11 protein-coding genes are annotated in these 12654 nt (G+C 43.1%); 9 read left to right on the top strand and 2 right to left on the bottom strand.

From position 1 onward, the window contains the following. The first annotated feature begins 94 nt into the window (after nucleotides 1-94). From H6G03_RS26765 to H6G03_RS26775, 3 genes are read left to right on the top strand one after another with little or no spacing between them, the layout of a single operon-like run. Nucleotides 95-691: a CAP domain-containing protein gene (locus H6G03_RS26765; RefSeq protein ID WP_190471225.1), complete on the top strand. Its 597-nt coding sequence runs from the start codon at nucleotides 95-97 to the stop codon at nucleotides 689-691. Further along, nucleotides 678-1310 carry a ribonuclease D gene (locus H6G03_RS26770; protein WP_190471229.1) on the top strand — a complete coding sequence of 211 codons (633 nt, stop codon included), beginning with the start codon at nucleotides 678-680 and terminating at the stop codon, nucleotides 1308-1310. The genes H6G03_RS26765 and H6G03_RS26770 overlap by 14 nt, the downstream gene beginning before the upstream one ends. After that, nucleotides 1294-1449 carry a hypothetical protein gene (locus H6G03_RS26775; protein ID WP_190471232.1) on the top strand — a complete coding sequence of 52 codons (156 nt, stop codon included), beginning with the start codon at nucleotides 1294-1296 and terminating at the stop codon, nucleotides 1447-1449. The genes H6G03_RS26770 and H6G03_RS26775 overlap by 17 nt, the downstream gene beginning before the upstream one ends. Nucleotides 1450-1608: 159 nt before the next feature. Here the strand turns inward: H6G03_RS26775 and H6G03_RS26780 are convergent, their stop codons facing one another. Continuing rightward, nucleotides 1609-1989, bottom strand: a complete 381-nt coding sequence (locus tag H6G03_RS26780) for a rhodanese-like domain-containing protein (RefSeq protein ID WP_190471235.1) — start codon at nucleotides 1987-1989, stop codon at nucleotides 1609-1611. A gap of 248 nt (nucleotides 1990-2237) precedes the next feature. Between H6G03_RS26780 and H6G03_RS26785 the strand changes: the two genes are divergently transcribed. After that, nucleotides 2238-5558 (top strand): ATP-binding protein, encoded by a 3321-nt coding sequence (locus tag H6G03_RS26785; protein ID WP_190471238.1) that lies wholly within the window; start codon nucleotides 2238-2240, stop codon nucleotides 5556-5558. 297 nt (nucleotides 5559-5855) lie between these two features. On the opposite strand, the gene H6G03_RS26790 is transcribed toward H6G03_RS26785, so the two are convergent. Then, entirely contained in the window at nucleotides 5856-6290 is a 435-nt protein-coding gene (locus H6G03_RS26790; RefSeq protein WP_456057586.1) for a rhodanese-like domain-containing protein, read from the bottom strand. A 562-nt stretch (nucleotides 6291-6852) separates the two neighbouring features. On the opposite strand from H6G03_RS26790, the gene H6G03_RS26795 reads away from it, so the two are divergent. From H6G03_RS26795 to H6G03_RS26815, 5 genes are read left to right on the top strand one after another with little or no spacing between them, the layout of a single operon-like run. After that, complete coding sequence (locus H6G03_RS26795; RefSeq protein WP_190471241.1) at nucleotides 6853-7758, top strand: phosphate ABC transporter substrate-binding protein; 906 nt, start codon at nucleotides 6853-6855, stop codon at nucleotides 7756-7758. Between the two features lie 15 nt (nucleotides 7759-7773). Beyond that, on the top strand, nucleotides 7774-8397 hold the full coding sequence (locus H6G03_RS26800; RefSeq protein ID WP_190471244.1) for a DUF3859 domain-containing protein: 624 nt from the start codon (nucleotides 7774-7776) through the stop codon (nucleotides 8395-8397). Between the two features lie 5 nt (nucleotides 8398-8402). Continuing rightward, nucleotides 8403-10238: an asparagine synthetase B family protein gene (locus H6G03_RS26805; protein WP_190471246.1), complete on the top strand. Its 1836-nt coding sequence runs from the start codon at nucleotides 8403-8405 to the stop codon at nucleotides 10236-10238. Continuing rightward, the gene (locus H6G03_RS26810) at nucleotides 10226-11512 is read left to right on the top strand and encodes a diaminopimelate decarboxylase family protein (protein WP_190471250.1); all 1287 of its coding nucleotides are present in this window, start codon (nucleotides 10226-10228) and stop codon (nucleotides 11510-11512) included. Before H6G03_RS26805 ends, H6G03_RS26810 begins: the two co-directional genes overlap by 13 nt. Nucleotides 11513-11517: 5 nt before the next feature. After that, entirely contained in the window at nucleotides 11518-12636 is a 1119-nt protein-coding gene (locus H6G03_RS26815; protein WP_190471252.1) for a toprim domain-containing protein, read from the top strand. The last annotated feature ends 18 nt before the right edge of the window (nucleotides 12637-12654 follow it).

The following is a 12654-nucleotide window of genomic DNA, read 5'->3' on the forward strand; positions in this document are numbered from 1 at the left end:
GGAGCAGAAGAATAAATCTTTTCCCTTTTCTCCTTTTCCCTTTTCCCTTTTCCCGACGCCCTAACCCCGACGCCCTAGCCCCTTGCCGAAAAATATGCAAAAACGATTTACCGTAATTGTGTTGGGAATAGTTGTTATTGCTAGTGGTGTAGTTGGTTGCGATTCTGGCGTTAACATCCGCGAAATTGCGGGCGGAATTGTTGGCAGTCAAAATCAGCGCCCTACGCCTGCACCTGCTGTAACTTCTTCCCCTAAACCTGTGCCGAAAACATCACAATCTAGTTCCTTAAGTGCTTTGGAACAATCAATTCACGCGCAAATAAACGAGTATCGCAAATCGCGTAATTTGCCGCCTTTGACTTTGGATACCCGCATCAGCGAACAAGCCAAGCTGCACAGCCAAGCAATGGCTAGCGGTAAAGTTCCTTTCAGTCATGACGGATTTGAAGGGCGAGTTAAAGCTATTTCTAAATCGATTAATTATCGCAGCGCGGCTGAAAATGTAGCATTCAATCAAGGTTTTAGCGACCCGGCTACTCAAGCTGTGCAAGGTTGGTTAAAAAGTCCCGGTCATTATAAAAATATTGTCGGTGACTTCGATTTAACTGGTGTGAGTGTTGTTAAAAACGCTGAAAACGAGTACTATTTTACACAAATTTTTATCCGCAGTGCGAGATATGGATTATTCTGAAGAAGATTTTCAGGTGTGCGATCGCGATATTTCTGACTTGCTTTTATCTAAGTATTTGCAAGCAGAAGCTGTGGCGGTGGATACGGAAACGATGGGATTGCTGCCGATGCGCGATCGCTTGTGTTTGGTGCAGCTTTTTTGTCCGGGTTTCCTGACTGTAATTCGGATTGAAAAAGGGCAAACTGAAGCGCCGAATTTAAAGCAATTAATGATAGCAGCGAACGTTGTCAAGGTGTTTCATTTCGCTCGCTTCGATGTCGCTCAATTGCGTCACAATCTGGGCATCAATGTAGCACCGATATTCTGCACAAAAATAGGCAGCAAGTTAGCCAGAACTTACACGCAAAAGCACGGTCTGAAAGATGTAGTACAAGAATTAGAGCAAGTGGAACTGGATAAATCCGCTCAAAGTTCCGACTGGGGAAATGCGGCGAATTTGTCTGAGCAACAATTGCGTTATGCTGCTAACGATGTGCGTTATTTGTTAAGCGTTAGAGAGAAATTGACTGCGATGCTGAAACGCGAGGATCGTTGGGAACTCGCGCAGCAATGCTTTGAGTGTTTACCGACTGTGGTGGCGCTGGATTTGTTGCAGTTCAAGGATGTTTTTGAACATTGATGGTTGTCAGTTGTCAGTTGTCAGTTGTCAGTTGTCAGTTGTCAGTTGTCAGTTGTCAGTTGTCAGTTGTCAGTTGTCAGTTGTCAGTTGTCAGTTGTCAATAGTCAGAAGTAATTTGTTTGTTGATGGTTTCTCCTGACAATTGACGTCTGACCAATGACAACTGACCGAAAAAAGGGCTGTAAAGTCTCCCATTTCAAGGGGAATCATCAAAAAATTTTGACGAATTTCAAGCTCCGCCTTGAAACGGCGGAGCTAATCCAAAATCCAAAATCCAAAATCCAAAATCGGGTGACTGCTACTTAATTGCAGCATATGGAATTGCTTCTACGGGAAAACCTACGGCTTTCCATGCTGCAAGACCGCCTCTTAGTTCGGAAACGTTTATATATCCAGCTGCACGCAGTTTGGCTGCTGCTTCGGCTGTTTCTTCGTCAATTTCGCCGTAGACGTATAAGTCGCGGGTAAATTCGAGACTGGTGCGGGCGCGGTCTACTAATTCGTTGAGGGGTAAGGAGATTGCACCCATGATATGGCTGATGTTGAAGAGGTTGCGATCGCGCACGTCGATAATTGTCAGTGCTGGCTCTCCCCAGTCTAGTCTAGCTTTTAAGTCATAAACGAGCGATCGCGCCTTTAGAGATGCAGGCGTGGGAATCGGATTTGGAAACCGGCTCATGGCGTTTATAATTCTTTATCACGTTAACTGCACTTTAACAACTTCTTTTACGATTTGCAAACTTTTATTGATAAATTATTTACATTTATAAGTATTTATGCTTAGAGAGTGAGGGGAGAGCGAGATCGCAGCAGGAGCGATCGCAAAATTTAGTATAAAAACATACACAAATTCGCAAACATGGACATTAAAGCCGCCAGTAACGTATAACGTTGATTGACTCAGTTGGCTTTGCAGGATAGTTAATAATGAAGCTTGCATTCAATCTGCCCCGCGCCCGGACTTTATTGTGTATAGGCGCGTTTTTGCTGACTGTCTTATTGGGGCAGTTTTTCACCACAGCACCCAGTTACGCCCAAAACCAGATTCTCACCGACTCGCCGCCAGTAGAAATCGCGCCAGGATGGCAATACCGATGGGGTGACTCTCCCTTTAATAATAGGGGTGTTCCGATTTGGACTTATGACAAACTCTCAAACAGTGGGTGGAATTCGTTTAAAATTCCTGCAAAGCTAGCAAAGCCAACAGGGGAAAAATTTCTGTGGTTGCGCGTCAAATTACCTTCAGGAAACTGGGAATATCCCACTCTTTATCTTAGCGCTATTCCTGATGGCTTTCAATTTTATCTAGACGATCGACTAATTGCTAAATTTGCGGAAATAGACTCATCAGGTAAACTGCAACAAATTAAAGATAAATTATGGCGGATTATTCCCATAGCGCCAGATTCCCAAGGCAAAACTCTGTTTGTAAGGCTTTATGCTGGGGAGAGGAATTCAATTGCGATCGGCAAACCAAAAAATATAGAAATAGGTTCACTTTCAGGTATTTTTACGGAAATATTTAAAACTTATTTCGCCAGTTTTGTGGTGGGATTATTCTTTATAATTATCAGTTCGTATCCAATTTTATCTGCTTTAAAAAGAAAGAAAATTCAAGCCGGATTTTGTTTTGGGCTACTAGCTTTGTCTTTGGGTATATTTACAACGTTAAACAATGAAATATTTCTGCTCTTCTTTAATTCATCAAACTTTTATTACCGATACGTAAACATCGGCAGCTTGCTGTTAATACCTGTAGCTGTATGTGCTTTTTACGAACAAGTTTTTGGGCCGGGGTACAAGTTTTTCATTCGGCGTTTGTGGCAAATACATCTAATTTATGGGATGGCAGCATTGTTTTTAGCAGGAAGTCAGACAATTGCTTGGAATTATGCCATATCCATCGGATTTATTTTGATGATAGTATCTATATCAATTACATTTGTTACTACCCTTATAAATGCTTTAAAAGGTAACTTTGAAGCGAGATTATTTACAACAGGATACGCTATTTTTTGCGTGACTTGCCTGCGCGATATCTTCAATGGATTGGGCATTATTTATGCAGGGCAACCAATTTATCAATGGGGAATGGTAATTTTTATTATTTTCCTCGCCTTTATTTTAGAACGTCGATTTATAGAAGCAGGAAAACGCTTGCAAGACTATGCCAAAGAATTGGAAACTAATAACGCAACCTTGCAGAGAATAGACAAACTCAAAGATGAGTTTTTAGCTAACACATCCCACGAACTTCGCACCCCTCTCAACGGTATTATCGGTATTGCGGAATCGATGATAGATGGTGCGACTGGCAAACTGACATCGCGACAAGTAAACAATCTTTCCATGATTGTATATAGCGGCAAGCGTCTTGCCAACTTGGTAAACGATATCCTAGATTTTTCTAAACTAAAATACAACAATATTGCACTGCAAATTAAACCTGTCGATATGCGGGCGATTACAGATGTAGTTTTAGCGCTTTCCGAACCTCTGATCGGGAAAAAATCTTTGCGTTTAGTCAACCAAATACCGACAGATGTACCGACAGTAGACGCCGATGAAAATCGGGTGCAACAAATTTTGCAAAACCTGGTTGGCAACGCGATTAAATTTAGCGAAAATGGTGTGGTAGAAGTATCGGCAAAAGTGGTTAACGAACATTTAGAAATTGCAGTTTCCGATACTGGTATTGGTATCCCAGATGATAAATTAGAGCGCATTTTTGAATCCTTTGAACAAGCTGATGGTTCGACGGCGAGGCAATACGGAGGTACAGGTTTGGGATTGGCAGTTACCAAACAGCTAGTGCAGTTACATGGAGGCGAAATTCGAGTTGAGTCAGTTGTTGGCAAAGGTTCAAAATTTAGCTTTACCTTGCCGTTATCCCAGAGTCAAGTAGAGAGAAACGAATCTATTTTGCCAGCAGTCAATCTAGGCGAAATACCTGTTACCATTGATGAAGCGATCGTCACTGCGGAAATATCCGCGCCAAACAACGGAGATTACAAAATCCTGATTGTGGATGACGAACCGGTGAACCTTCAGGTTTTGGTCAACCATCTATCGCTGCAAAACTATTATTTAGTCCAAGCTTCTAATGGTTTGGAAGCTTTGGCAGCCATTGAAAATGGGTTTTTTCCAGATTTGATATTGCTCGATGTGATGATGCCGAAAATGACCGGGTATGAGGTATGCAAACAAATTCGCCAGAAGTATCCTCCCAATCAACTGCCAGTGGTGTTTTTAACTGCTAAAGAACAAGCTTCGGATCTGTTGGAATGCTTTGGTTCTGGTGCGAATGATTATCTGACCAAACCGATATCTAAAAATGAATTGCTGGCGCGAATCAAAATTCATATCCAGTTAGCGAAAGTAAATATTGCCTACGGTCGCTTTGTCCCCCACGAGTTTCTGCGCTTTTTGAAAAAGGAAAGCATTATAGATGTAAATTTGGGCGACCAAGTGCAGAAAGAAATGACGATTTTATTTTCCGATATCCGTTCCTTTACAACTCTGTCGGAGAATATGTCTCCCAAGGAAAACTTTGATTTTATTAACTCTTACTTGAAAAGGGTGGGGCCGGTGATTCGCAATCATAATGGTTTTATCGATAAATATATTGGCGATGCGATTATGGCGCTTTTTCCGGAAACTGCTGAAGATGCTGTGCAAGCCGCTATTAATATGCAAAGGCAGGTAACGATTTATAATTCTCACCGCCAAAAGAGTGGCTATCCGACTATTGCGATCGGTGTGGGATTGCATACGGGAAATTTAATGCTGGGTACGATCGGAGAGGAACAGCGGATGGAAAGTACGGTGATTTCCGATGCTGTCAATCTTGCCTCTCGTATGGAAGGTTTAACAAAGGTTTATGGTGCGGGTATCGCGATTAGCGAGCAAACTTTGTCTCGCCTGGATGAACCGACAAAGTATAACTGTCGCTTTCTCGGTCGAGTCAGGGTTAAAGGTAAAAAGGCTCCGGTGGCGGTGTTTGAAGTTTACGATGCCGATCCGGAACATTCGATCGAGCTAAAGACGGAAACTCGCGGTAAATTTGAAGAGGGGGTTTATCTTTATCATCAGCAAAAATATAGCGAAGCGTGTCAAATCTTCCATTACCTTTTGCAGAAAAATCATCAAGATAAAGCGGTGATGTACTATGTGGAACGCTGCGAGGAGTTGCAAAGTTACGGGATATCTCAGGATGGGGATGGCATTGAAACTTTAAATGAGAAATAACAGGGGTTAGGGGTTAGGGATTAGCGGTTAGGGGTTAGGGATTAGGGGTTAGGGGTTAGGGGTTAGGGATTAGCGGTTAGGGGTTAGGGATTAGCGGTTAGGGATTAGCGGTTAGGGATTAGAACACTGATTTAGTATAGCAACCGATGAAAGTCGGTTAGGACGTTTTTAATTCCTGAAACCTTTAAGCATTTCACTTTTGACTTTTGACTTTTGACTTTTGTTATATATTTTCTTTGTTGTTAAAAGCGAGATCCCCGACTTCTTGAAGAAGTCGGGGATCTTTAACTTTGTACACTACTTGGTTTTGGTTGCTTGATGATTTTTGAGCCGATCGACTACGTTATAGTCATCAGAACCGGGAGGAGTTCTCGATTCGGAAATGCCTTCGGTGGGGCCACCTACTGCTTTCCATGCGGCCAAACCGCCTTTGAGTTCGGCAACTTTTTGGAAGCCAGCGGAACGAAGCTCAGAAGCAGCTTGGGAGGTTTGTTCGTCGCTGTCGGCGTAAACGTAGATATCGCGGTTGAAGTCAATGGTGGGTGTGGCGCGTTCGACCAATTCATCCATAGGCATTGGCATCGCACCCATGATATGACCGTCGTTGTAGGTTTCGCGATCGCGCACATCCAAAATTGTAAATGCAGGTTCGCCCCATTCCAAACGAGATTTCAGGTCATGTGCGGAAGATTGGGGTTTGAATCCGGGAGGAGTGGGAGTAACGTTTGGCAGCTTACTTTTAGCGGTTTCGATCGCGTCTGAAACCTTGTCACCGGAGTGTTTGATGTCCTCTGATAATTTTTGTTTAACGGTTTGACCGGCTTCTGAAATTTTGTCGCCAGCGTTTTGAATGCCTTGGGAAATGTTATTTTGAGCTTCTTTAGCTTTGTCTGCCATGTTTTCCATGTGCTTATCCTGATTGCGTCACCTGAAATGTAACAAGGGACTCAAAATCAGCTAATCTTTCTGTAGGGAGATCGCTGCAATTTTCCTTCTTTAGGTGTAGTTGAGCTATTTCTAAGGATAGGCTTGAGTTAGCTAGCTGAGACTGAAAGCGATTTGTTGGGGTGTGCGATCGGCTGGTGAGTCTCCCACAATACCTAGATTTCTGGCGCAGACCTTGGCGAGCGCCGGAATTTGGCGAGAAAATGGTAAGACCTGAGAAACCGGGTTTCTTCACGAAAGTATAAGCTGTCCAGTTTAGCGATTTGCAAGAAACCCGGTTTCTATGCCAGGTGCAAGATCTGAGTTAACCTGCAACTCAGGGAAGTCAATCCTGAAAAAGTATGATTTTATGCTCAAAAATAAAGAGCCGTCGCCAATCCGCTATATTCTCGTTACCCTGGCTTTACTGGTGGGAGGTTATATTTGGTTTTTTCTGCTCGGAGAGGTTGATTCTTCCCTAACAACTAATGCGCCGACAAAGCCTTCGCCGACGGTGGTAAATAGTCCAAACATTGCCGCACCGCCGATTACAGTTCTGGCTGGTACAAAAATTAATATTGATGGTTCTACCAGTATGGTAACTATCAATCAAAATCTTAAAAAAGCTTTTGAGGGGCAATTTAGCGGCACAAGTGTGAGCATCCAAGCCAATGGTTCCGATCGCGGCATTCAAAACTTGCTTGATGGCAAAGCAGATATTGCGGCGATTTCGCGTCCGCTGACCGCACAAGAACAGGCGCAAGGTTTGCAAGCGGTGGCGATCGCATCTGATGCCATTGCCTTGGTTGTTGGCATCAATAATTCCTTCACAGGAGGACTGACTTCACAACAAGTTGAAGCTATTTTTAAAGGTACGATTACCAATTGGTCGGCAGTTGGCGGTGCGGCACAAAATTTGCGGGTAATTAATCGTCCGAAAATTAGCGGCACTCATCAAGTTTTTAAAGAATTGGTATTGAAAAATGCTAATTTCGGTACGAGAGCGAACTTTACTACTTTATCAACTGATGCGACAACGCCACTGTTAAGAGCGTTGGGTAATGATGGCATTGGCTATGCTACTTACGCACAAGTGGTAAATCAGAAAACCGTGCGTACTATTGCGGTTAACGGGGTGCTACCGGATCGTCCTAATTATCCCTATAAACGGACGCTGTTTTATGCGTATAAAAATTCCGCTTCACCGGGAGTAAAAGCGCTTTTGAATTACGCAACTTCACCGCAAGGGAAGCAAGCAATTAGTTCGGAAAATTAAAGAGAGTTTTTATCTATGGAAAAGCGATTAAATCAAGAAGAATTGGCAAAAATAGTGGCGGAAGTGGAAAGACTTTCTCAACGTCAGTCAGAGGAACTTTCTTCAGAACAAGTGCAGGAGATTTTAAGAGAATTGAATCTGCCGCCAGAGTTGTTAGATGAAGCGATGATTCAGTTACGGCGGCGGGAAGCTTTGTCAGCTCAGCAGCGACGAAATCGCTGGATATATGGTGGAGTAGCGGCGGCGGCGATTGTGGCGATCGCATCTACGGGATTTTTTATACAGCAAAATCAACAAGCGATCGCTCGCGTTTCTGCACAACAAGACCGCATTACTTTAGCACAAGATAACGGCGGGAATTTAGCAACCATTAACCGCCAAATTAATCCGGAAGTTTTCTATCGCGTGACTTTGAAAGATGCGCCGATCGGCCAAAAATTATCTCTTGCTTGCGATTGGATTTCTCCCAGCGGTCAAGTGGTGAAACAAAACCGCTATCAAACTCGCGAAATTGATAAATCTGTTTGGAATACTTATTGCCGCAATCAACTGGGAACGGCTGCACCAACGGGAACTTGGAAGGTGCAAATGTTCCTGTCAGGTCGTCCTATTAGCGATGCTTCTTTTGAAGTAAAATAATCGGTATGAAAGGCATCGTACAAAGTTATCAATTTTTAGGATTCTGGGGTTACGGTAAGCAATCGGAATTGGAGGATTTACTAACCAGGATTTTCGCTCGAATTTCCAGCCAGATATCTCTGCAAAATTTGAGAATTTATAACACGGAACAAACCGAATACGATTTAATTTCCGATGTTTTCGATTTGTCAAATAGCGCCAAACCAGAATTATATTCTAAGGCGCGTAACGATGAAATAGGTAATTCGTTTAGTGGCTGTGGAATTTCAGCATCTGGCTTATTTACCTACAAACAATATGACAGTTCGATGTTACCTGATGCTTGGGTAAAGATAGAAGAAAATCACCTAATTTTAGGACGAGAACCTTTCGGACGAGTGCCGTTATTTTGGACTAAAATCGGAGAAATTATCTGGTTTGCGTCGCGATTGGAATTACTGTTACCTTTACTGGAAACTCCACAGGTAAGCATTCCGGGATTGTACGGCTATAGCTGTTTTTCTTACGTTCCCACACCCCTAACACCTGTGAATGAAGTGTTAGCAGTTCCGGCTGGTACGGAGATAATTTGGTCGAGCAAAAGTGAATCAAAAATTATTTGGCAAACTGGCACAAGAAAATTACACGAGTGGAAAGAAGGGATACAACAGATTAAGGATGAAGAAAAAGCGATCGCACAACTGCAAACCCTCCTAAAAGATGCCATTGACCGCCAAATTACTGACTTAAACGATGAGCCGGTTGGCGTATTTCTTTCGGGAGGTTTAGATTCTTCAGTCGTCGCCGCGTTACTCGTTCAAGCCGGAGTAAAAGTTCGCGCCTATACCCTAAATTTCGGTGCGGCGGGAATTCCCGAATATCCTTACGCCGAACAAGTTGCTGAATATTTGCAAATTCCTTTAGTAAAAGTAGATGCCAAACCGCGACAAATTCAAAAAGCACTAATTCCCGCCATACAAGCATTAGATTTACCGTTTGGAGATGGGGTAACTGTACCTTTATTTCTGTTATCCCAAGCCGCAAGTCAAGAAACTCAGATTATTTTCAACGGCGAAGGAGGCGATCAACTATTTGCGGGATGGACGAATAAACCATTAATCGCCGCTGGGATTTACGAAACCGAACATCCCGATGGGGAACAAACATTCGTACAGCAATATCTGCGGACATTTCATCGCCTTTGGGGATATGAGGAGCAAATTTATCAGCCAGAATTGTACGCGCAAATTCAACATTTGCAGCCGGGAGATTGGTTGAGGGAAGCTCTCAATCCAGCTTTTTCCACTTCTTTATTACAGCGCCTGCGCCGCGCCACATTAATGTTGAAAGGAGCGCAAAATATTCATCCCCGCGCCACAAATTTAGGTTTTGCGAATGGATTGAAAGTGCGATCGCCTTTTTGCGACATACCTTTAGCAGAATGGACATTTCGACTTTCGGGAGAACTTTGCCTCAAGGGTGCTTGCGAGAAATACATCCTCAAAAAAGCGGTGGAAAATTGGTTACCCCCAGACATTGTTTGGCGACAAAAACGCGGTATGGGAGTTCCCTTAACTTCCTGGTGCTTAAATGAATTATGGCCGCAAATTGGCACTTGGCTCAACCCCGGTAGACTTCGCCAAGAAAACCGCTTTTATCCATATTTGGCAGAAAAAATTGTCGAAGGTAAGCTGGGAGGTGCAATTACCGGACGCCGAATTGGGGAAATTCTCTGGTTGTTGATTATTTGGCAATTATGGCGATCGCAAGTTTTAGGCGAAGCAGCAAACGATAAATCTTGGGATCATCCGTTTTGGTTGCCAAATTGGTTATGGAGGTATAGCAAGCGATGGAAAAATTAGAAGTAAGCAGCAGAGAAGCAGAGGAGAATTTAACTTTATGCGCTCGTTCCTCTTTGGCAACGCTTCCTTTTTCTGTTGAATTAGCACAAGAATTATTGACGACTTACGGTTCGCCACTTTATGTTTATCAAGGCGATTATTTGCGCCAAACTATTCAGCACATCAGCCAAGCAATTCCCTATCCTCGCACTCAGTTTCGCTTTGCTAGCGTGACTAATGGCAATATCGCATTGCTGCAAATTTTTCGGGAATTGGGGTGGGGATTGCACGCCAATACTCCCGGCGATATTTATTTGGGACTTCAAGCGGGATTTGCTGCCGATCGCATTGTTTATAGTGGCAGTAATTTGAATCGCGAGGAGATGGAACAAGTTCTGCACTGGGGAATCAGAACGCTGAATTTAGATAGTCTCGCACAGTTGCAATTGTGCTGCGACATCTATATATATATGCAAAAATTGCTATCATCTTCCACGCTGCGATTGGGATTGCGTTTAAACGAACCCGAATTAACTGGAGAAAGTCGCATCGGAGTTCGTCCCAGCGAATTACAAGCTGCTGTTGCGATCGCCAGAAATGCGGGATTGAAACTTGGCGGGTTGCATTTTTATCGCGGAACGGGAACGAATGCGACTAAAGCATTTACGCAAGTAATCGATGATGTGATTTCTATTGCACAGCAATTACCCGATTGGGAATATTTAGATTTTGGCGGCGGTTTCGGTTATCCTTATCGTCATGGTGGCGCAGCTTTTGATTGGGAATTGTTTGGTGCGGAATTAACGGAACGCCTGAGTAATTTGGAACGGAAAATCGATTTAGTCATCGAACCGGGACGAGCTGCGATCGCCGGATGTGCGACCCTACTTGCTGAAGTCGTTTCTGTGAAATGGCAAGGGAAAAAACAAATCGTTGGTGTTGATACAACTGTCGCCAATCTTTCCGTTCCTTCGGTACATGGGGGATATCGAGAAATTGTGAGTTGGAAGGATAACTTAGAGGGAGAAAGACAAAAATTTGTTACCGATGTTTGCGGTAATACGACTTATTCGCGAGATTATTTGGGTAAAAATTGCCTGTTACCTGCTTTGGGAATGGGAGATATCTTGGCAATTTTAGATGTGGGTGCTTATGGTTTTGCCATGTCTTCCCATTTTTTACATCGTCCCAAACCCGCAGAAGTGCTGCTCGAAAATGGCAAGCATCGCCTAATTCGCAAGCGAGAAGATTACAGCGTTTTGCTGGCAAATCAAGTTTTTGATGTGAGGGAATAGGTAATATGAAATGTATTGCTTGCGGAACTAATAATAGTTTGCGCGATCGCACGCAGAATCGGGGACTGTGTAAGCAGTGTCAGCATCCCTTTGCCTTTGAACCGGCGAATATGAGTGGGGTTAAAATAACCGATCGTTTTTTTGCGGATGCGATCGCCGATATTTCCGCCAGCGGCAGTTTATTTTTTACCTTCAGGCAATTGCTTTACATTTTAGATAGGCGAGTCAAAAAAGTAAAAATTTCTGACCTCGAAGACGATAACTTCTTTTTCCCTTTGATTACTTCGCTAATTACTTTTGCGATTTGTTTTGGTTGGGGATTTTTAAAAGAGATAGATTATCCTTTCTTCCTAGCTGCTATTTTTGGTATGGTGGCTTATGGAATTTCTGGTGCAGTCGCGCAACTGGTGAATCCCGGTGCAGGCGGAACGGTAACGCCAGAACAACTTCAAGAGTGGATTGATGCTTGGCAAAAAGTCAATCAACCAATCGAAAAATTACTGCCAAAACCGCAAGCAGAAAACAACACAAGCACGATAAATAGGGAAATTAGCAGCTATAGTTTTGACCGAGTTGTGATTTGCGAAAAAGATGCGATCGCGCAACTTCTCATCGCCAATAACTTCCACTTTGAAAATAACTGTGCGGTTTTAAGTGCAAATGGGTATCCGCAAGGCATTTTTAACACCGTTTTGCAAATGCTACGCCGTAACTCAGAACTAAAAGTTTATATCCTCCACGATGCGAGTCCTCAAGGGATTAATTTAGTTCGCACTATTCGCACCAGTTCCGATTGGTTTGGCAATCAAACAGTCCCAATTGTTGATGTGGGATTATTACCTCGTCAGTTTTTGTCGCGTTTCAAGGTAGATGTGCGAATTTCACAAGCTAATGCTGTCTTTGCGAAACAGCTACCTCCGATAGTTTTGCAAACTTTAACAGACAAAGAAGTGCGCTGGTTACAAGCAGGGAAATTTGTCGAATTGGAGTCTTTCACTCCCTCCAAAATTGTGAATATTTTGCATAAAGGAATTGCCATGAGTCAAAATGCTGCAAATAGCGATAATCTATTGTTAAATGACGCCGATACAGACTATGTATATAGCGTCGAGAATTTTGGTTAAACAATTATGAGGATAACA

This window comes from Aerosakkonema funiforme FACHB-1375 (assembly GCF_014696265.1).
GTDB classification, from domain to species: Bacteria; Cyanobacteriota; Cyanobacteriia; order Cyanobacteriales; family Aerosakkonemataceae; genus Aerosakkonema; species Aerosakkonema funiforme_A.